The sequence below is a fragment of the Bradyrhizobium sp. USDA 4474 genome (genome assembly GCF_054057515.1).
In genome coordinates this window covers 4848201-4868084 of record NZ_JBSRZJ010000002.1, presented here as the reverse complement: position 1 = coordinate 4868084, position 19884 = coordinate 4848201, and the positions used below count along the sequence as shown (strand labels likewise).

Genomic DNA, 19884 nt, shown 5'->3' with positions numbered 1-19884 from the left:
GAACCGCTGATCCTGTCACCGATTCAAATCCCAGCGATCAACCAGCCGCCTGTGGTCGCCAGGTCTGTTGCGGCATCCGCCAGTCGATGCCCTCCAGCAGGTAGCCAAGCTGGGCTGGGGTGATTGTCACCACGCCATCAGCCGACGACGGCCACAGGAAGCGGCCGCGCTCCAGCCGCTTGGCGTAGAGCGACATGCCCAGTCCATCGTGCCAAAGGATCTTGATTAGCTTGCCGCTCCTGCCACGGAACACATAGAGGTCGCCGCCGTGCGGGTCTCGCTTGAAGGCTTCCTGCACCAGCAAGCCCAGCGAGTTCATGCCGCGGCGCATATCGGTGTGGCCGGTCGCAATCCACACCCGCACGCTCGACGCAATCGGGATCACCGCGGCCGTCCATCTGCCAGTGCCGCCACGGCGGCCTTCAGCGTCGCCGCGTCGACCGCGCCCGTGATCCGCATCCGAGCCCCGGCCGCAAACTCGATCTCGATCGACCCGCCGCTGCTGGCCGGCGCGACTGGACAGGGCGTCGGTCCTGCTTCCGCGACCACCATCGCAGGTACGAAGCCAGGTGGATCGGCGGCATCCTTCGGCTCAGGCCGAAACGAGCGTCGCCATCGCAGCAGCAATGAGCGCGAAACGCCATACCGCCGCGCTGTTGCCGCGACCTGACGCGGCGACTGTAAGCTCTCAAGGACGATCTTGAGCTTCTCATCCTCGGACCAGCGCCGTCGCCGGCCCGTGTCCACCACCTCAAGCCGTTCGACTTGGGCACTGCGCCTATCACTGTCCATAAGGACAGTACTCAACAACACGCCTCATTCGGCAAGGCGGCCTTCACCGGACGGATACTAACAATTGTGCCGAGCGCGCATTGAGAGGCATCGCCTTGGGAAGGCGCAACTGGACCTTCGCCGGCATCACGACCTGTCGCCTCAACGACGTCGATCCCAAGGCCTGGCTTGCCGACGTCCCCGCCCGTATCGCCGATCTTCCCGCTTCGCGTCTGCACGAACTGCTGCCCTGGGGATGGAAGCTCCTGCGCCAGGCCGCCGGTCAGCAGGCCGCCTGACCTTCACGCAACGCCATCATAGAGCCCGCCGCGCCCGCGCGCATGCGTCAATCAGGCGGTCTTCGTCGTATGCGTACGGCAAAGATAAGCGGCATCGATCCGCAGGCGTGGCTTGCGGACGTCCTTGTCCGGATGGCCACCCTTGCGGCTCATCGGCTGGACTAAGTTCTGGAATTGGACGCCAGCGTCAGCGATCTCCGCTCGAGCGGCATGACCGCCCACGTAGATAAAGCCACACACCACCATCACAAGGTCGCGAGAGACCTCGGCGAAGACGAAGATTGGGTGCGAGACGTAGGTTACGAATCGAGGAGGGAGCCGTCTGGGTCTTTGGCGTCGGCGAAGACGGCGTTCAGGCGATCACTGACTTCGGCATCGAACGCCTCATCGAGCTCACCCAAGTCTACAAAGACAATCCGAAGTTGCTCAAACGCTGGTCGACCGAATAATCTGCTCAGCCCGCGGCCGACGCCTGATGCTTACCTTGGCCGATAGGGAGGCCGCTCCGAAAGGGGTACAGTAGAATGCAGTAGCAACGCACTTCTTAACAAAAGTGAGGAGGGGAACGACAAATCGGACGCTGACGTGCTCAATGCCCGAATTAACGCTTTCTTAAAGTAACTATAGCTGCCCCCGCCGGGGGAAGTGGTGCCGCTTTTTCCAATCTCTTCAGCGCGAAGTGCAATGGCTACCCGCCGAAAGATCCGACAATGGGACGCTGCGCGTCGCTAGACGGACTAGTCCAAAGCGGGGGTACAGGACCTCGGAGTGGGTTCCCCGGGTGCGTTTCGGTGCGACCCGCGCCGTTCGATGACGATGCCACTATCAGCGTGCGTGTCTCGTACAACCCTTCGCTGCGGCCGTCATCACGGACCCTGCTTGTCCAATTCTCCGAACCTCACTCCAGATGATGATGCTTACCCGAGCCGTGGTGTGCGTCTACTCTAGTGCCGTCACCCTCGCCCGGCCGCGCCTCGCCTGGTCCGTAGAACAGCCGACACTAAAGTTAGCTGAAGTAAAAGTCGACGCTACCGTGCGCGACATCGATGACTGAATCAACGGTTTCGGTCGCGAAATAAGCGCTTGCAATGAGCTTGTAACAACTGCAAGCCTTCTGCTCAAGGCAGCGTCGATCCCGAACTTGCAATACGCCACGCGTTTTTTGTATCAATCCTTGCTGTTCGAAGCGGATCAGTGTTTCCGTCACGCCGGGCCGGCGTAATCCCAACATCGAAGAGAGATAGTCATGTGTAATTGGCAGCACATCAGAATCGAGCGCGTCGCGCGCCAAGCAAAGCCAGCAAGCAAGGCGCTTCTCCCGATCATGCCGAACACCGCACAATCCGCTCTGAGCGCAATGCAAGTTTAGCACTTGGGCATGCCGTGCGATATGCGCTCGGACTTCGGCGCATTTGGACAGGACGCGTCGCAAATCCTCGACAAGAATTCTGTGGGCACTCCCAGGAACAAGTACAACAGATTGACGCGTGACAAGATGTCCTCCGGCCAATAGCGAAGCGCCCACCGCACCCTGATATCCGATCACCGCTGTTTCCAGCACGCTTTCCGCCGCCACGATCCTAAGCGAGACGAGACCAGACTCTATGAAATAGACGTGTTCAAGCTGCTTCTTAGGTTCTTGCAGCACCATGCGGTCTTTTAGAACGACTGGCTCAAGGTACTTCCCTATTGCCGCGAGCTCTTGGAGAGAAATCCTCGCAAGTATTCCATTTTTTACAAAAGTCCGCGTGCCGGAACGCGCCGCCTCGGGGCGTTGAAGTATTCGTGTTATATGCGATGACTGATTTACCCGTGTCGCTTCGGAGCTATCTCGCCCTCCGACAGCGGAAAGAAGATGATCGTTCATACTGCGATCCATCTATTTAGTGGGTTAAATTTTTGCTGGTCAACCCTTTGCCAAACCACAATTGGAAATCTAGCAGGCGATCGCATGAAATTCGTGCAATCAGTCGCCGAGTGGCGATCAATTTCTGCGATAAGCTTGGCTGAAATGACGTATTTCAGCGCACGATGTCTTTCCCGCATATCTGAGTTGTAGGTTTGCTGCCTCCGGCCAACTCGGTGGCCGGCAGCCCGCACGTGTTCGAGCGATACGCGACTTCAAGATCGAAAGCCCAGTCAACTCTGCGCACCAGCTCTGAATTTGCCGTCTATAACTGAGCAGCGCGAAGTCCTCGGGGCACATGCCTGCACGTCAAGTCGGGGAGAGAAACCAGGTGGCTCCATCTGAAAGCGCTGTAAGTGCCTCTCCTCGGTACGTCGCACAAACATAACCGTCATAGGCGTGCATGCTAAGAGCTCTGCCAGAGCGGACGAGCAGGAGTCAGGTCGCGACTTAGCAAAAGCTACAACGACGGAGAAAGCCTTTGGCGGCCGGCAATCGTCGCCCTGCTTCGGAGGACAACGGGCCTTTACTGAATGCAACGCGTGGCCGAGAGACAGCAGCATCGCTCGATGCTGGAAAATAGACAGCAGTTGCACCACTCTCCGGGAGGACACTCCTTGTCAACCGGCGCTTCAAATATCTTCGAGCAATTGGACATGCAGGCGCGAGGGAAGGGCGCCGCCTACGGCGGCCAGCTTGCGTGAAGCTCCGCATGAGATCCTGACGGAACGCTGTCTCTGATTTTAGGCGCTTTCATGTTGAAGCGTACCTTCGCCGGAAATTGGCGATACTTCCTGATCTCGTCACACCGTTTCAACATTGCAAATGGTCTAACCATTTTCGCAAAACGGTACCCCGAAGAAGTGGAATGCACTAGCGTCCTTTCATGGGCAAAGTTCCAAGATGGCTGCCAGCATCAACGAGCAAGAACTCGCCGGTGATGTGGGAGGCGCTCACGAGAAAGAACAGCGCGGCTTCGGCCATCTGCTCGGGCGTGCCAGCTTGGCGCAAGGGCGTGGTTTGCTCCATCACCTCTTTCATCTTTTCGTACTCGGGCTCGCCCAGCCCCTCCAAAAGCCAGCGCGTCTGCATGAAGCCGGGGCATATTGTGTTCACCCTGACCGCCGGACCAAACCAACGCGCCAACGACAACGTGAGCGTGTTTAGTGCTCCCTTGGAGGCGACGTAAGGAAGCGAACTGCCCAAGCCCGTCGCGCCGGCATTCGAAGAAACGTTGACGATCGAAGCGCGTTCGCGACTCTCCTCCCACTGCCTCTTCATCGTCGGCCACACCGCACGACTCATCATGTAGGGACCGGTGACATTGACCCGCAGAATACGGTCGAAGTCCTCGACCGTGACCCCCTCGAGGTCACCCTCCCTTTGGAACTTGGTCGTAGCGGCATTGTTGATCAGGCCGTCGATGCGCCCCCACTTCTTCAAAGTCTCGGCGACTAACTTCCGACAATCGGCATCCTGTCCCATGTCGGCCTGCACCATGATGGCATCGACGCCCCGCGCCTTGACCTTGGCGAAGGTCTCTGCGGCCTCCTTCTTGCTCCTACTGTAGTTGATCGCAACGTTCCAGCCCTGGCTTGCTAGATCGACCGCACACGCTGCACCAAGCCCCGTAGCCGATCCGGTCACGATTGCCACCTTGGCCATGCTCTCCTCCTCTTTCAACGCAGATAGAGTCAGCGGCACGCGCTCCGCAGACTGTGCCGAATGCCACTGCTCGACCTTGTCGCGAAGTCGACGGCCAGAGTCATTGAAGACTGCACGTGCGGGTACCACCTCGGCGCTCCCGCTCACGTTTAATATGATTCGATCGTGAAGATTTCTCTTGGTCGCAAGTCGCCGCTTGGCCAGCGCGGTTAACGAGAAGAGATTGCGGTTGGTGTTGCATGGCGAACTCCTGGCAGAGGTGCTAATCAAAAACAAGTTTCAGATTTGGATCAATCACTAAGGCTGGTAGTTGAGACCCAGGGGCGCTTACTTTCGTATCCCGTAGCCAGCTTGTCAAAGAACTCAGCAGCTTTCGCGAACGAGGCTTTGCCGGATTGGCATTAATCGTGCTTCGGTCCCGTAGTCCAACCGGCATTTATGAGGCTCAGAGACGGCCAGGCACGTTCTGCGAAATGCTCGTCTTATCTGAATTACCTGACAATCCGCCTCTACTCCTTAACGAAGATCGCCTGCCACATAGAACGTCAACTTAACGACGAGGCTTACGGCACGTACAGCGCGGTGTAGTTTGCGGAGGGATTGAAATGAAAAATCCCGATTGTCCAAGTACCCATGATATGCGATCTGCTCGACGATGCCGGGAAAGCCCTCGCAGCGTGATCGTGCCTGATCTTCTTACCGGTGAGGAGCGCGAAGAAGTGCTCGACCTGGTTGAGCCATGACGAACTGGTCGGGGTCAGGTGCACGTGCCAGCGCGGTCTTTTGGCCACGCATCTCACGATCATTGGGTCTTCGTGGCTTAATTGTCATGACGAGATGGGCCTCGCGTTCGCGCGGCAGGGCAGCCTCGAAGTCTCAAGGAACTTGCTGAACTCCGCGGTGGGCGGCGACTTACCGATAACCGGCCGGATCGCCGTCGAGGGCGGCGAACAGCGATGTGGTGCCGTGTCTTTTATAATCGTGGCTCCTTCGGGCGACCTGGCCGAGACGCATCGGCAACATCGGTTGACTGCAGTCCAGCGGTTGTATTTGAGACTTTTCCTCAACACACATCGGTGGCGAGTGCCGGCAACGACACGTAATAACGCCGCGCACTTTGGCCACAAAGTTCGGATCGGTCGAGAGCTTTGGTGTCTGCAGCCGGGGGCGGCGTGAGCCCAAGGCCGGCGAGATACGTTGCACCGTCGATGCTGACAAGCCGCTGGCTTTTGCAATACCGCGAGAACTCTATGAGTGGTGTTTCGGGGCAGCTTGCCATCGTCCTTACGATTGGCTTCGATGCGAGCAACGTCACTGGTGCGCGGTGCCCCCGAGCGCGGCTCATCGTGCAGCCGACCACCCGCTGCTCTACAAAGCGCCGCCGCCATTTACCTACGTCCCCCGCTCCAGCCAGCTTGGCCGCTACTTGTTGCGACCGACTTCCGCACCGGCCAGCACGACTCGGGCTCTACAATGCGTGTGACCTGGGACACAGGCACCAACCCGTCCTCAAAGTAGATCGTCGCCGTTTCGACCGAATGGAGCCGGCGAGCAGCTTGGGATATTACATGGTCGGCGCGAGCTCTGACTTGTGCATTACACCTAGATTCTTCCGGAACATCCCAGGCTTACACAGCGTGATCTTGCGGCGCGGTGCATCGACTTCTCTGCCAAAGAGTGCGCCAACTGTTTCAAAAGCTCAGGCCACGTTTCCATCTAAAACAGCTTGCTTTAGACTTCTAGACAAAAAAACCCATCATATGGCTAGGGATCAAGTAACTACGCGGCGGCGCGTGAACCAACTATGTCGGAGAACGATCCGACAATGATTCTCGTCCCCTGAAAAAGGCTTCAGCTTGGTACGACGACCATGTTCGGAATTGACGGTCGATTTCGAAGCCTGACTTACGAAGCAATTGTTAGACCTCCGTCGACGGGAACGGTTACGCCTGTTACCATGTTGGCACCGAAACCGAGATAGACAATGAGGTCGGCGATATCTTGTGGTTCGGCCATGCGTCTCAGCAGAGGCTTTTCAACTCCCGCACGCAGTGTCTCTGCCGGCCAAGGCATCCAGGGGCTGTTAATGTACCCGGGCGCGACCGCATTGACACGTACCTCAGGGGAAAGTGCCCGGGCGAGATTTTTGGTGAGACTTACTACTCCCGCCTTTGCAGCAGCATAGCCCATGCTGCTGCCCTTCAGATCAAAAGCAGCGACTGTTGCAACGTTCACGATTGCCCCCTTTGACGCTTTCAATGCTGAAGCTGCGGTCTTTGAGCATCGAAATACGCTTAGCAGGTTGACCTCAAGGAGAAGCTTCCAAAGCTCTTCCGTCATGAGGTCTAGACGTGCAGGCGGTATAGATTCCCGTACTCCAGGAGCGCCCGCATTATTAACGAGCAAATCTATCCTCTCTAGCGCAGTCAAAGCGTTCGAGACCATCCGTTCGGCGGATGCCGGATCGCCGGACGTCCCCCGGAGCGGCGATCACTTTGCCTACCTCCCGCAGTTCAGCAATGGCTTGTGGGCCCCGGGCATCATCGGGAAGAAAGTTGAGGGCGACGACTGCACCGCTCTCGAGAAGCATTCTCGCAGTAGCAAATCCAACTCCACTTGCCGCGCCTGTCACAAGTGCTGCCTTTCCCCTCAAGTCATAGGAAATCATCGACTCCTCCCTTTTCAAGCAACCGCGAGGCTATCTCGGTTTCGGGTGGAATCGCTGCGAAGGCGCGCCCTGCACAGCAGAAATTCGGCGAAAAGCCGGGGGACGTGAGGATTTCAATCGTCGCTCATATCCACATCGATCCAGGTCGGGGCCCGGCCGCGTTGATATGACGCGAACTGCGCCGGAGCGATTTGGCATGACCCTGCTGGCCCGCGATGAGGTTGTGTTAGAAGGTACCGGCACAGCATGGTCAGTGTCACGAATGCCGGCGCCATTCGTGGCGCGGGTGATCATCGGCAATTTGTTGCGGGTGAAGGCAAACCCCAGGCTCACGTCAAGACCGACGAGATCGATGCCGGCACGCTCGCCAGTCTGCAGAGGGAGGATACCTCCCGCAGATCTGGACACCTGACGCGGAGACCGAACGCAAGCGCAGACTGGTGGCGCGGCGGTACCAAATCGTGCGGCTGCGCCAAAACGCGAGCAACAGCGGAGTCTAGCAGACCAAACAATAATACTGACGAGCTCGCCCGCATGAGGCGCCTGCGGTCACCAAGAAGCTCATTGTTTCAGTGCCTGAACGTGATGGCATTAAGTTCGATAGCCTGGATTTTTGATAGTTAGTGCATTCCTCAGGAGTGAAGGCATAGAGTGCATGGCCGATTGCGGCGCAGATCGCGTCGACGGTTCGCGCAGCAGCTTTGCGGAGCAGATGCTTGAGCTTGGCAGCGACCTGTTCGGTCGGGTTCAGGTCGGGCGAGTAGAAGAGTTTGGCGGAGACGGAGCGGGTGAGCTAGGTGTGGAGCCTCAAGAGGTTGTCCTCAGTCAGACCGAGGCGGCTGATCGGGGTTTGTGACTTTATACCACCATGAGGCCGGTGCCAGTTGTATCGATGCAGCCAGATCGGCAGCTCTTGGGCGCGGCGATTGGAGGTTGGATAGGCTTTGGCATAAGCCCATTCCCGTAGTGTGGTTTGGATGAAGCGCTCTGCCTTGCCATTCGTTCTCGGCGTGTAGGGTTTGGTGCGGATGTGCTTGATGCCCAGGTCGCGGCACGCCTCGCCGAAGGCGTGAGATCGGTAGCAACCGCCATTGTCGGTTATGACGCGCGTGACGGTGACCCCAAGGCCTCCATAATAAGCCACAGCCGCCTTGAGAAAAGACACCGCGCTGTCCACCGTCTCGTCCGGTTTGATCTCCGAGAAAGCGACGCGGGAATGGTCGTCAATGCAGACGTGGACGAACTCCCAGCCGACGCCTCGGCTCCTGTTTGGACCACTTGAATCGCCGGTGATGCGATGACCAACCCGCTCGAAACGCCCGAGCTTTTTGATGTCGATGTGAATGATCTCGCCTGGAGACTCACGCTCATAACGGCGCTCCGGCTCGGCCGGTTCAAGATCGCGGATCCGGTTCAAGCCCAAACGACGAAGCACTCGGCTGACCGTGGCTGGCGACACCTTGACCTCGATTGCGATTTGCTGGCCGGTGTGGCGCTGCCGGCGCAAGGCCTCGATGGCGGTGCACGTGGCCGGCAGGGTTTGGCTCGGCGATGAATGAGGTCGAGACGAGCGGTCGAGCAAGCCAGCCACACCGTTCTCGCGGAAGCGCTTGACCCATTTGGCGACCGTCTTCGGCGTCGTGTTGAAAAGGTCAGCCGCGCCGGCCTGGCTCAACCCACCCTCGACCACGCTTCGCACCATCGCCTCTCGACCTTTGGGCGTCAAAGGCGCATTCTTGTGGACGTTCATCTGGTCTCTCCTTGGAACACTGAAGCTTCGCAACCTCAGCTTCCTCGGTTCAGACCAGATGGACAACCTCTTGAGAGACCACAGCTAGGGAACTGTTTTACTCCTATGGCTGCCGAGGTTGTCCAAGACGACGACGTCGCCGAGTCGAAGGGCGGGCAGAAGGACTTTCTCAACAGAGGTGCGAAAGCTCACGCCATCGATCGCCCCTCGATGAAACATGTCGCATCGATCCGGCAGGGCAGCTAGGAAAGTCATGGTCTTCCAGCCGCCGTTCGGAACCTTGGCGTGAAGACTGCTCCCGCGCGGCGCCCATCATCGCAAGTCCGCCATATAGGTCCTGGTCGAGGTCTCGTCGAACGCTCAGCTTTGGCGTGATCTTGGTACTTTGTCCACTGCGCTCGCCGCCTCGCGACCTCGGGTCGATCGCGTTCGCCAGCCACCACCGCTGAGGCTGAGCTTCTCGGCATGCACGAAGTCCCACACCGAGTGGTCGCGACGGGCGAGCTCGGCAAAGAGACCACGAATGAAGAAATCGCCGTGCTTGATCCGCTGCGATAGCCAAACGGCGTGGTCTCCCGAAACCGCCTTCGGCTGGGTGACCGCCCCTGCCCAGGGTCAACGCTGCCGGTCTCATCGACACGATGCATCCAGCCGACGGCGGTGCTGATCGCCCCCCAAACTGCTTGGCGACTCGATTGCAGGACATCCGCCCTCGATCGCGGCTACGACACGTTGACGTAGATCCAGAGAATAAGGCTTGCCCATCCATGCTGGCCTCCTATCGAGCCAGGAACGCTCCTGAATTCAATATTGTGCAGCGACGGGTCGCTTACCGCGCACTCAGATTGACGAGTTCCTCTTCTGTACGCTGACAGCGAATGTCGGCGCCTTTCGATAGATGGCGCAGGGGGGGGGCCTCAACGTCGCAGCGACCGGGAATGCGCACCGAGCAGCGCTCGAAGAAGCTGCAGGCCTCTCCCCGCCCGGAACGCGCAACTCCGGCCGCGGCTTCCTTGAGATATTTGTCACCAATGCGCTCCAGCCAACCTTGCCGCAGCTCGGGCACGGACGAAATGAGGAGATCGGAATACGGATGGAGAGGACGCTGGTGCAGCGCTCCGCGGCTACCATACTCCATCATTTGCCCGGCGTAGAGGATCATCACCTCATCGCACACGGCTTTCACCGTCGACAGGTCATGGCTGATGAACAGGTAGGCAACCCCGAGTTCGCGCTGCAGCTCAGCAAGAAGACCGAGGATCGCGGCGCCGACCACCGTGTCGAGCGCAGACGTCACCTCGTCGCACAGGATCAACGAGGGCTCGGCTGCGAGCGCCCTTGCGAGGTTGACGCGCTGCTTCTGACCGCCCGATATCTCACTCGGGTAGCGCTCGGCTATCCCTGCAGGTAGGCGTACCATATCGAGGAGTTGAGCGACTCGCCGCCGTTGCTTGTCGCCAAAAAGGCCATAATAGAACTCCAGCGGCCGGCCGAGGATGCGGCCGATCGGGTGCGCCGGGTTGAGCGCAGTATCCGCCATCTGGAAGACGATCTGGATGCGCCGCAGCTGTTCGCGCGTGCGCTCGGCCGCGCTGCGCGGAAGCGGTATGCCATGCAGCTCCACCTCGCCTCGCGCAGCGGGCAAAAGGCCGGCAATGACACGGGCGAGCGTACTCTTGCCGCAGCCGGACTCGCCGATGACGCCAAGCGTGCTCCCTGCTTTAATCGAGAGGCTAACGTCCCGCAGCACCGGCGCCGCGGGGATGCCGTCGCGGTCGGCTATGCCATAGCCGGCAATGACGCTCCTCACCTTAATGACGGGCGGAGCCGTCGGCAGCGCGGCAGTGGAGGCCGCGGCCCGAACCTGAGGTTCGGCAGCGGCGAGGAGGCTCTTGGTGTAATCGTCATTCGGAGACGAAAGGATGAGCCCAGTCGCATCGACCTCGCGGATAGTGCCCTCGCGCAGCACAATAATGCGATCGGCTATTTGCGCAACTACTGCGAGGTCGTGGGAGACGTAGACTGCGGTCGTACCGCGCTCCTTGATCGTCTTCTTGAAGACGCGCAGCACCTCGATCTGCGTCGTGACATCAAGGGCCGTGGTCGGTTCGTCGAATATGACGAGCTTCGGCTCGGTGACAAGCGCCATCGCTGCCAGCAATCGCTGTAGCTGCCCACCCGAGACCTGGTGCGGATAGCGCTCGCCGACCTGCTCCGGATTGGACAGGACGAGCTCGCGAAACAACGCGAGCGCCTTCGCCTCGGCAGCGGCCACCGGCATCACGCGGTGTATTTGCGAGCTCTCAATGACCTGCTTGAGGAGCGGGCGCGCCGGGTTGAAGGAGGCCGCCGCGCTCTGTGGCACATAGGCGATATCCCGGCCGCGTAGGGACGCTAGCTCGCTTTGGCTCATGGCAAGCACTTCGCGCCCGTTGAAAGTGATGTTCCCGCCGACGATGCGCGACCCCGGGCGGGTATAGCCCATCAGCGAGAGTGCGATGGTCGTCTTGCCGGAGCCGGATTCGCCAATGAAGGCGACGACCTCGCCCGGCTCAACCGCGAAACTGACATCCTCGACGATAGCGAGATTACGCCCATAGTCGTCACGCGCCATCACCCGCAGGTTCTCGACTTTTAAGAGCGGCGCCATCTCAGTTCTCGCCGCTCAAGGACCAGCGGCTCGGCAAATTGTCGATCAGCAGATTAACACCGATCGTCAAGGTCGCGATGGCAACCGCCGGCACGACTACCGCGAGCGCGCCATCGGCCAGTCCGGTGATGTTCTCGCGGACAAGCGAGCCCCAATCGGCATTCGGCGGCTGCACGCCGAGACCGAGAAAGGAAAGACTAGAAAGAATTAGCACCGTGAAGACGAACCTCAGGCCAAAATCAGTCAGTACCGGACCGGCGATGTTCGGCAGGATCTCTTGGCGGATAAGGTAGCCCGTTCCCTCTCCCCGGGCGCGCGCCACCTCGACGAAATCGAGCGTGTTCACGTTGATGGCGAGCGCGCGCCAGATGCGGAAGGCGCCGGGCGTATAGATCATGGCGGCCGTCCCAATTAGCACCGGGATCGACGAGCCGAGTGCGGCGATAATCACGAGGGCAGCCATCTTGCTCGGGATCGAAATCAGCGCATCGAAGAAGCGGCTGAGGGCCGTATCGACGGGCCCGCGCGAAACAGCGGCCAGCATGCCGAGCGTGCCGCCTAAGAGAACGGCGAGAATAGTCGCCGTCGCGGAGACACCGACCGTGTAGGGCGCGCCAACCAGGACGCGGCTCATCACGTCCCGCCCAAGAAAGTCGCTGCCGAGCGGGACCGCCCAGCGCATGTGACCGAACACGTCGTCATCGACTAGCGCGCCGGCATCATGGGGCGCGACATAGGGTCCGATGATAGTCATGATGACCCAGAAGACGACGAAGCCCCCGCCAACGATACCGGCGAGTGGCAATCGGGGGCGGCGTCGAAGCTGGCTTCGTGATTCGACGGCTATGATTGTTTGATCAGCGCTCATCGGTAACGAAGCCTCGGGTTGGATAAGATGCCGGCGATATCGGCGAGCATCACGAGGAAAAGATAGGCGGAGCAAAATATCATTACGCAGGCCTGAACGAGCGGCATGTCCCGAGTCGAGACAGCATCGACGAGAAGGCGCGCGAGACCCGGATAATTAAAGATTATTTCGACGATGATGGTACCGCCGAGAAGATAGGAAAGACTAAGCGCGACTGCATTCGCGATCGGACCGATGGTGTTCGGTAGAGCGTGCATCAGCACGACCCGCATTGGCCGCGCCCCCTTGAGCACCGCCATCTCGATATAGGGCGAGCGCAGTGTGTCGACGACAGCCGCGCGCGTCAGGCGCATCATCTGCGCAATCATCACGCAACTTAGTGTGAACACCGGTAGCGCGAACAGGCGAAAGAACTGGCCGAAGGAGACGATCCCGTCCGCGTAGGACAACGCCGGAAACCAGCGCAGATGCACGGCGAATACGATGACGCTCAGTGTTGCGATCAAGAATTCGGGCACCGCTACGATGGACATTGTGAGCAAATTTGCGACGCGGTCCAAAGCGCTGCCGCGCCAGATTGCCGAGGCAATGCCGAGGGCGAGCGCGATGGGCACGCACACGATCGCCGTCACACCGGCGAGCATCAGCGAGTTCGGAAGACGGCTTGCGATCAATCCAGCCACCGGCAGCTTGTTTGCCAGCGATCGGCCGGGGTCGCCCGAGAGCAGCCCGCCAAGCCAAAGGAAATAGCGCACATAGGCGGGCTGATCGAGGTGCAGAGCGTGGCGTAGGCCTGCCACGGCTTCCGGTGTCGCGTTTTGCCCGAGCACCGCCTCTGCTACGTCGCCCGGCAGGATCTCCGTACCAGCGAATACGGCAACGGAGACGAAACCGAGCGTCAGGATCGCGATCACGATCCTGCTTGCCAAGAGGCCAACCAACGTATTCTTCATATTTGCCGTCGTCCCAGTGCCAAGCTCTGAGTGCTCGGCGCCCGCTCAGAACATGCCGTAACCAAGGTCATTGGTCGAGCCAAATATTGTCGGCGAAATTGTATCCCATCATGCCGCCGGTCGGAATTGGCCGCAGTCCCTTCAGGTTGCTGACATGGGCGTCGAGATAGCTCGCAAACACTGGAATGCAAACACCGGAACCTTCGTGCACGAGACGCTGCATCTCGGAATATTTCTCGCGACGCCTTTCGTTGTCGGTCTCCGCACGAGCCTCGAGCAGAAGCGCGTCGAAACGCTCATTGCGCCAAGCGCTTTCGTTAAATGGCCCTTGCGAATAGAAGTACTGAGTGAATGTAAGATCCACGCTCGCTTTCGGCGGGATGCTACTGAAGAAGATTGGGTGCTTCGCCCAGTGGATCGACCAATACCCATCGGCCGGTACGCGCTGCAATTGGAACTTAATTCCAATCTGCTGGCCGACCTGCTGCAAGACCTGCCCCAGCTCCTCTGAGTTTGGCGCCGCGGGGGATACCACTATTGGGAAGGCTTGGTTGGCGAAGCCGGAGCGCTGCAGATGGAAGCGCGCCTTGTCGAGGTCGAAGGCGCGCTGGGGCAGCCTCGCATCGTAGAAGCGGTTGGTTGGGTCAATCGGCTGGTCGTTGGCGATCACCGCGTACCCCCGGTAGACTGTTCGGCGAATTTGCTCGCGGTTGAACATGTGCTTTAAGGCCAGCACGAAGTCAGGATTTGATCCGGGCTCTTCGGCGAGGCGGAGGACGAGATCATGGTATGCTCCGCCCTTAGTCTCGAAGAGTGCAAGGTTAGAGGCTGAGATTACGCGCGGCACCAGGCGCGGACTAATTGTGCCGACGAACTGCATGTCTCCCGCGAGTAGCGCGTTGACACGCGCCTGGTCGTCCGGAAGGCCGAAAAGCTCGATCTCGTCGAGATAGGGCTTGCCGGGCTTGAAGTACTCCGCGTTTCGCACCGCGAGCGAGCGCACGCCCGGCTGAAATTCCTGGCACTTGTACGGGCCGGTGCCATTCGCCGTTCGGAAATCAGTGGCGCCGTCCTTGACGATCACGCATTGCCAGTTGCCGAAGATGGTCGGCAAGTCGGCGTTGGGACCGCTCAGTCGGATGCGTACCTCATTCGGCCCGGTAGCCACAATCTCCTCCATAGGCGCAACGAGGGTACGCATCGCGGAGCCGACTGCTGGATCCTTGTGGCGTCGCAAGGAATAGACCACGTCGGCGGAGGTCAATGGAGACCCATCATGGAAGCGCACATCGCGACGCAGCTTGATATTCCACACCGTGGCTCGTTCGCTGGGCGCTATTTCCTCGGCGAGGTCGAGTTGCGGGGTCAGAGTCTCATCCAGCGTAGTGAGCCCGTTGTAGAACATGAAAGCGCGCGAAAAGTCAGTTTGAGTCAACGCCTTAGCCGGGTCCAGCGTCTCCGTGGCCGAGCTCCCATTGGTGCCGACCTTAATCCTACCTCCACGCCGCGGGGCTTCCGCATGCGCCGTCTGGGCGAACATCGCGAACGTGCCAGCGGCGGCGACTGACATACCGGCCGAAACGAGGAGGTTCACCACGTCCCGCCGCGACGCTCCGCGCCGAACCGCCTCGCCTAGGCGCAGCACATCGCCGGTGACCATTTCGTCTTTCCTCAGTTCTTGTAGATCGGACATCGATCACTCCTCCTGGCGATTGCAAGGCAGGCTCGTTCAGCTCGCCGAATTCTGGGTTGCGGCCTATTCTGACTCCGCGACCTAGGTCGACAGAAGGCTTTTTGTTTCCAAAATATTATCAGCCCGTAGAGCTGAATTTCATCAATAGGACATGGTGGGGCGACGAAATAATGCGCTAAGTCCGAAGAACCGTTAATTGCGACGCTCCTCCCGCTACAGGATTGTCCAATCCCTCGGCTGGAATAGAGGACCGCGGCGGCCCGATCGCGCTGCTGATATTCTCACTCCGCCAAGTAGGCCATTAGCTCCGGGTACCCGGGCTAGGTTTAGACGCGGAGGCGCGCGTCATCGCCGAGCGGATCGGTGAAGATCGGCAACTCAAGAGAGCACGGGGCAAACCAAAGGCGCGATACGTACCGATCACACCGGCATGCAGTTGAAGCCGCCGCTCTGAGCTTCATGCCAAGCTAGTTAGTTGACCTGCTCCGGAAATCAGCTCGGGTCGTCTGTGATTCGTCACATCGCTTATTCTCCGCCGAGAAAAAGACCACATCGAACGGATAATCGAAGGCCTATCGCTCCTTGCCGCAATTCCTCATGCACACAGGCTCGAGGTTGCTTTCAACCGTAAGAGCGACGAACCCGGCAACCACATCGTCGTAGTCGAATACGGTGAGTTCAAGGGCGAGACAGAACTCGCAGCGAACAAGCGCATGAACTATAGCAGAAAATCAATCAGTCGAGTACGCCCGCTTCGTGAGTTGCGGTTTTCCGCCGACCACGGGTCTGACTGGCGCGCAGCCTCCCTTGGTCGGCAAAAATACGCGATTCAATTGACCTCGTACTCGTTGCTGCTGTGAACTTGACATCTCCAAGCTTACGGGTAGCCCTCGAGGATCGTTATCGTTGGAAAAGACCAAACTGGAAAGTGTCTCGTACTATCTCGCTCATCGGTGACTGGTAGCTCGATGTATGTTCGCGAGCTGCAGTGATTGAGTCTCAAAGCAATGAATTGCCTTTGCGCATCTAAACAGTTTACGTTTTTGGACGGCGCAGCAAGACATGAGCTTTTCTGCAACACTTCTGGGCCAGACATCTAGATCAAGTGCTCTCGGTTCTCTCCGGCAAGCACGCGCTTCACCGTCCCTGAGAATTGCTCGATGATCGCGCGCAAGCCGGCACGCCTTAGCCCCTCTCTGGTGCGATAGTCGACGGCCTTGATCGTCCTTTGGCGCATGAGCCGCAGTGCGAACAAAGCAGCGGGAGCTGCAGCTTTTCTGTGATGGTTGGTATGCATTTGCTCGATCTCCTCTACTGAGACCGGTGAAATCTCGAGATAGCCAGCGCTAACCGCTCCATTGAGCAACTCTTCGCCGACCAGCGTGCGAACAATAGAGACGTTTATTCCCGGCGCTTCAGCGTAAACAGGCTTCCCGTTCTGAAGGATCCAACCATCGGGAACGGAAATGTCCGCGACTTCACCCACTCCATCCGGGCAGATTTTGCAGCGAAACGGGAGTTCGTAGCCGAATTTACCCATGTGCCAAGCGTCTGGATACGGCAAGTCGTAAGCGGTTCCATCGCGGGTCTGCACACGCAGCGGCCCAGGCCATCCTTCCCCACGATATCGAAATACGGCGACTTCCGACTCGTCGAGGCCGTGGTGGCGAATTACGGCCTTCGCGATGTGGACGGAGTGGACACCCCCACAGAAGTTGCTCAACTTGTAGGGGATCAGCCGCTCGATCCGAGGGTCGATCCGCGCGAGAGCACGAACGGCCGAGATGTCGCAGGGTTTGCCAATCACGGCGAACCGCTTACCTTCCTCAAGCAGCCGGTGCACATTGACGAGAGGCGACGATGGGCCATAACGAGACTGAGCACCGCGCAGGACTTCATCCGGCGTCCTGGAGATCGTAGATGTCGTCAGCCACGGCTTTCGACTGTCGGCCCGTACATGCAGAACCGCTTGTACGTCGCCGCTAGTAAGTAGATATCGGCCCAGAGCCGTCAGTGTGCCGCCCGCGGCACCTTTGTGACGGACGATCGGCTCGCTCGACCAGGACCTGTATATCTCGCGAACGGGTCCCCAAATGGGATGAGTGGTGATGCCTTTTGGTGTGCCAGGTCCATAGACTGATACTCCCGGACAGACAGCCATAATCTCCTGCTTTTTATGGGCCGCAAGGTCACCTCGGACAAGCGGCCGCATATTGCCTTCCACGTTGATGCCCATTGATATCGCACCGCCAGCGATACTCGCGCACAGACCACAGCCTGCGCACAGGCCAGCGCCCACCACATCCTCAACATCTCGGGCTGGTGCGACGAAGGTTTTCCTGCCGAGCAAGTGTTTGCGGGTCATTGGGTCCTCTGAAGTGTTGCGAAGGCTGCCTGAGCCCGAGCGGGATTGGTACAATCGCATGCCGCCGGTGAGTTCACACTCAGCCCAGGCTGATGCCTGAACCGGCGCGCTCCGGACGGGGTAACTGCGCGTGTAGCCCAGCCAAATCCAGAACGCGCTCTCGCATGCTTCCCTTTACGGGTGTGGGTTTGCTGCCCCCGCTGTTAACACCGACGTGAATCAGCATCTGCTCGCCTGTGGCCGCCGGTCTCTGATCGGCCTCACGAGTGATCACGTGGAAGACATGAAGGCTCTTGTCATCAGCGCCAAGTACCTGTGTGACCACTTGGATGCGGTCGCCGGCGTGCAGTTTCAAGATGCGAGACAAGTGCGTGTCAAGCGTGTGATAGCTGCCGGTGTTTGAGAGGTACTCGTCGTCGACCCCGATGTAACGGAGCAATTCATCCGTGGCGTTGCCGATGAGCTGCAGGAACCGGCTCTCATTGACGCGGCCGTTGTAATCAAGCCAGTCAGACGGTATTTGCTGCGACGGCATTCGCAACGGACCGGGCCCGTGAATGGGTTGTGGAACGTAGTCGCGCAGCTCGTGTTCCCAGCGCATGAGCGTCTCGCCAGCACCACAGCCCTGAGCACGCAGGGCCTGCATCACGGCCACGAGGCAGTCGTCGCGCTTGTGTTCGAGATCAGAGACGGTCATGTTCCCAGCCTCGGCATCCAACTGCTCGGCCAATTTGTCCAGGAGCGCGTCGGTGAGCTCGGGCACCTCGGTGAGCTTGGACACACGCGATTTCAGCGAGGGTCCCATTGCTTCCATGGCGCGGCGTCCCCCCATCTTAGGGATCGCCAAACGGTACGTCTCGATGGGGCCCAAGATTGGCCGACGCAGTCCGAAAGAGTAGCGGACCGCCTCATCGACCTCTTGCACCGTCGCTACATCGTCGTGCACCAGCCATAGGGCCTCGCGCCAGACTGCCTCCTGCAGACGGTTTGCGATGAACCCGTCAACCTCTTTGCGTACTATAAGGGGGTGCATCCCCACGGACCGGTACATCTCCGTGGCCCGCAGCAGCATCTCGGGTGCGGTGCACTGTCCAGCGCACAGTTCTACCAATGGCAGCAGGTGCACTGGGTGGAATGGATGCGCGACCAGCAGGCGCTCGGGATGATCCATCTCCGCCTGCAGCAACGACGGTCGAAGCGTCGAGGTCGAGGAGCAAATCAGGGTCTCAGGAGCTGCCGCCCGGCTGGCCGCCGCAAGCAATTGTTGTTTGAGTTCTAGATTTTCCGGTGCCGACTCCTGCACGAGCTCAACCCCGTGAACCGCGTCCACTACCGATTCCACTACCGTCAAGGTTCCCTCAGTCGGGAGCGGGACTTCCGTCAGGCGCCCATATGCCCGCCGCGCATTAACCAGCATCTCCTCGACTCGCTTGACCGCACCAATCGACGGGCCATACAGCCGCACATCTACCCCGTTGAGGATAAACCGCGCAGCCCACCCGCCGCCGATGACCCCTCCTCCCAGCAGTCCGACCGCTCGTGGCCGCCTCTTCGATGTGAACTTTGAACTCTCAGCCATGTACTTTGGACTCCTCGGTATGACTCTTCAGCGGGCGCTTCTGGCCCTTCATCCGGCTCATCACCCAATCGCATGCGTGGAGTCCCTTGCGCGAGTTCTGCATCAGTCGCTCGCCTGCCCAATGAGAAATACCTTGTCTTTCAACCGAACGCACACGTTCGCACTCACCGGAGCGCAGCGATAACGTTTGGAATTGCATCTGTCCGGCCGAGACGGCCGGACTGGACAGCGCGCCAGGGATGCCGGTGAACCAAAAGGTCGTCAAATCGTCGGGCACTCCGTCAGCCGACGAGCCCCGCTCGGGTTCGGGATCACACACGTTGATGGGCCAACCCCTGCGGGCCGCCCGCGCCGCCGAGCGCACGAGTTGCTCCCGAGGCACCGGCAGATGAGAGTTATGCTCCGTATTCGGACCAGCTCTTGTTACCGCACAGGTGTTAAAAACTTCGGGAATCATTCTCTTGCTCCTGTGATTACTCTCTTTTGCCGAACCCTCTAAATCCGACATGCTCTTCTTTGCGTTGGCTCAAACCGCAAGCAGAGTTAGCAAATTGATGACGAGCACCGAGCGGATATCATCGGGCGCGCGCCTTGCAACAGGTCGCCGCGAACCCGTGCCGCAGTCCTCATCTAGCAATCTGCGTACCACCCGCGAACTTCGTGCGGCGGCCTATTTGAGACCAGGAAGGACGTCGACCTGCCGGGCTACTCTCTCAT

General features: G+C 59.4%; 15 protein-coding genes and 3 pseudogenes. 3 read left to right on the top strand and 15 right to left on the bottom strand.

What is annotated here, in order from left to right:
- Nucleotides 1-37 precede the first annotated feature (37 nt).
- Complete coding sequence (gene tnpB / locus ACVW16_RS24720) at nt 38-385, bottom strand: IS66 family insertion sequence element accessory protein TnpB (RefSeq protein ID WP_456701659.1); 348 nt, start codon at nt 383-385, stop codon at nt 38-40.
- Nucleotides 382-792 carry an IS66-like element accessory protein TnpA gene (gene tnpA, locus ACVW16_RS24715; protein ID WP_456701658.1) on the bottom strand — a complete coding sequence of 137 codons (411 nt, stop codon included), beginning with the start codon at nt 790-792 and terminating at the stop codon, nt 382-384. The genes tnpB and tnpA overlap by 4 nt, the downstream gene beginning before the upstream one ends.
- A gap of 56 nt (nt 793-848) precedes the next feature.
- Between tnpA and ACVW16_RS24710 the strand changes: the two are divergent.
- The 3 genes and pseudogenes from ACVW16_RS24710 to ACVW16_RS24700 all read left to right on the top strand — a co-directional run.
- Nucleotides 849-1070: pseudogene (locus tag ACVW16_RS24710) on the top strand (transposase domain-containing protein); the annotation flags it as partial.
- 75 nt (nt 1071-1145) lie between these two features.
- Nucleotides 1146-1284 (top strand): annotated as a pseudogene (locus tag ACVW16_RS24705) (transposase domain-containing protein); the annotation flags it as partial.
- Between the two features lie 67 nt (nt 1285-1351).
- On the top strand, nt 1352-1519 hold the full coding sequence (locus tag ACVW16_RS24700) for a hypothetical protein (RefSeq protein ID WP_456701657.1): 168 nt from the start codon (nt 1352-1354) through the stop codon (nt 1517-1519).
- A gap of 557 nt (nt 1520-2076) precedes the next feature.
- Here ACVW16_RS24700 and ACVW16_RS24695 read toward each other — a convergent pair.
- From ACVW16_RS24695 to ACVW16_RS24635, 13 genes and pseudogenes are all read right to left on the bottom strand, one after another.
- On the bottom strand, nt 2077-2937 hold the full coding sequence (locus tag ACVW16_RS24695) for a Crp/Fnr family transcriptional regulator (protein ID WP_456701656.1): 861 nt from the start codon (nt 2935-2937) through the stop codon (nt 2077-2079).
- A 912-nt stretch (nt 2938-3849) separates the two neighbouring features.
- Nucleotides 3850-4641 carry an SDR family NAD(P)-dependent oxidoreductase gene (locus tag ACVW16_RS24690; protein ID WP_456701655.1) on the bottom strand — a complete coding sequence of 264 codons (792 nt, stop codon included), beginning with the start codon at nt 4639-4641 and terminating at the stop codon, nt 3850-3852.
- 1905 nt (nt 4642-6546) lie between these two features.
- Nucleotides 6547-7086, bottom strand: coding sequence for an SDR family NAD(P)-dependent oxidoreductase (locus tag ACVW16_RS24685; RefSeq protein WP_456802440.1), 540 nt, complete (start codon nt 7084-7086; stop codon nt 6547-6549).
- On the bottom strand, nt 7037-7231 hold the full coding sequence (locus tag ACVW16_RS24680; RefSeq protein WP_456802624.1) for a hypothetical protein: 195 nt from the start codon (nt 7229-7231) through the stop codon (nt 7037-7039). Before ACVW16_RS24680 ends, ACVW16_RS24685 begins: the two co-directional genes overlap by 50 nt.
- 694 nt (nt 7232-7925) lie before the next feature.
- Nucleotides 7926-8096: pseudogene (locus tag ACVW16_RS24675) on the bottom strand (IS630 family transposase); the annotation flags it as partial.
- 6 nt (nt 8097-8102) lie between these two features.
- Nucleotides 8103-9059, bottom strand: a complete 957-nt coding sequence (locus tag ACVW16_RS24670) for an IS481 family transposase (protein WP_456701653.1) — start codon at nt 9057-9059, stop codon at nt 8103-8105.
- Nucleotides 9060-9888: 829 nt separating this feature from the next.
- The gene (locus ACVW16_RS24665; protein ID WP_456701652.1) at nt 9889-11709 is read right to left on the bottom strand and encodes an ABC transporter ATP-binding protein; all 1821 of its coding nucleotides are present in this window, start codon (nt 11707-11709) and stop codon (nt 9889-9891) included.
- 1 nt (nt 11710) lies between these two features.
- On the bottom strand, nt 11711-12463 hold the full coding sequence (locus ACVW16_RS24660; protein WP_456701651.1) for an ABC transporter permease: 753 nt from the start codon (nt 12461-12463) through the stop codon (nt 11711-11713).
- A gap of 110 nt (nt 12464-12573) precedes the next feature.
- Complete coding sequence (locus ACVW16_RS24655) at nt 12574-13530, bottom strand: ABC transporter permease (RefSeq protein ID WP_456701650.1); 957 nt, start codon at nt 13528-13530, stop codon at nt 12574-12576.
- A gap of 67 nt (nt 13531-13597) precedes the next feature.
- On the bottom strand, nt 13598-15223 hold the full coding sequence (locus ACVW16_RS24650) for an ABC transporter substrate-binding protein (protein WP_456701649.1): 1626 nt from the start codon (nt 15221-15223) through the stop codon (nt 13598-13600).
- Between the two features lie 1096 nt (nt 15224-16319).
- A complete protein-coding gene (locus ACVW16_RS24645; protein ID WP_456701648.1) occupies nt 16320-17588 on the bottom strand; it encodes a Coenzyme F420 hydrogenase/dehydrogenase, beta subunit C-terminal domain in 1269 nt (422 codons plus the stop codon).
- A 79-nt stretch (nt 17589-17667) separates the two neighbouring features.
- Nucleotides 17668-19167, bottom strand: a complete 1500-nt coding sequence (locus ACVW16_RS24640; RefSeq protein WP_456701647.1) for a 3-hydroxyacyl-CoA dehydrogenase NAD-binding domain-containing protein — start codon at nt 19165-19167, stop codon at nt 17668-17670.
- Nucleotides 19160-19624 carry a hypothetical protein gene (locus ACVW16_RS24635; RefSeq protein WP_456701646.1) on the bottom strand — a complete coding sequence of 155 codons (465 nt, stop codon included), beginning with the start codon at nt 19622-19624 and terminating at the stop codon, nt 19160-19162. Before ACVW16_RS24635 ends, ACVW16_RS24640 begins: the two co-directional genes overlap by 8 nt.
- Nucleotides 19625-19884 lie beyond the last annotated feature (260 nt).

What these genes read in the sequence shown, in the direction of transcription:
- ACVW16_RS24695 (WP_456701656.1), bottom strand. Translation starts at nt 2,937, where the DNA reads ATGAACGATCATCTTCTTTCCGCTGTCGGAGGGCGAGATAGCTCCGAA.
- ACVW16_RS24670 (WP_456701653.1), bottom strand. Translation starts at nt 9,059, where the DNA reads ATGAACGTCCACAAGAATGCGCCTTTGACGCCCAAAGGTCGAGAGGCG.
- ACVW16_RS24690 (WP_456701655.1), bottom strand. Translation starts at nt 4,641, where the DNA reads ATGGCCAAGGTGGCAATCGTGACCGGATCGGCTACGGGGCTTGGTGCA.
- ACVW16_RS24635 (WP_456701646.1), bottom strand. Translation starts at nt 19,624, where the DNA reads ATGATTCCCGAAGTTTTTAACACCTGTGCGGTAACAAGAGCTGGTCCG.
- ACVW16_RS24650 (WP_456701649.1), bottom strand. Translation starts at nt 15,223, where the DNA reads ATGTCCGATCTACAAGAACTGAGGAAAGACGAAATGGTCACCGGCGAT.
- ACVW16_RS24640 (WP_456701647.1), bottom strand. Translation starts at nt 19,167, where the DNA reads ATGGCTGAGAGTTCAAAGTTCACATCGAAGAGGCGGCCACGAGCGGTC.
- tnpA (WP_456701658.1), bottom strand. Translation starts at nt 792, where the DNA reads ATGGACAGTGATAGGCGCAGTGCCCAAGTCGAACGGCTTGAGGTGGTG.
- ACVW16_RS24685 (WP_456802440.1), bottom strand. Translation starts at nt 7,086, where the DNA reads ATGGTCTCGAACGCTTTGACTGCGCTAGAGAGGATAGATTTGCTCGTT.
- ACVW16_RS24655 (WP_456701650.1), bottom strand. Translation starts at nt 13,530, where the DNA reads ATGAAGAATACGTTGGTTGGCCTCTTGGCAAGCAGGATCGTGATCGCG.
- ACVW16_RS24665 (WP_456701652.1), bottom strand. Translation starts at nt 11,709, where the DNA reads ATGGCGCCGCTCTTAAAAGTCGAGAACCTGCGGGTGATGGCGCGTGAC.
- ACVW16_RS24660 (WP_456701651.1), bottom strand. Translation starts at nt 12,463, where the DNA reads ATGACTATCATCGGACCCTATGTCGCGCCCCATGATGCCGGCGCGCTA.
- ACVW16_RS24680 (WP_456802624.1), bottom strand. Translation starts at nt 7,231, where the DNA reads ATGCTTCTCGAGAGCGGTGCAGTCGTCGCCCTCAACTTTCTTCCCGAT.
- ACVW16_RS24645 (WP_456701648.1), bottom strand. Translation starts at nt 17,588, where the DNA reads ATGACCCGCAAACACTTGCTCGGCAGGAAAACCTTCGTCGCACCAGCC.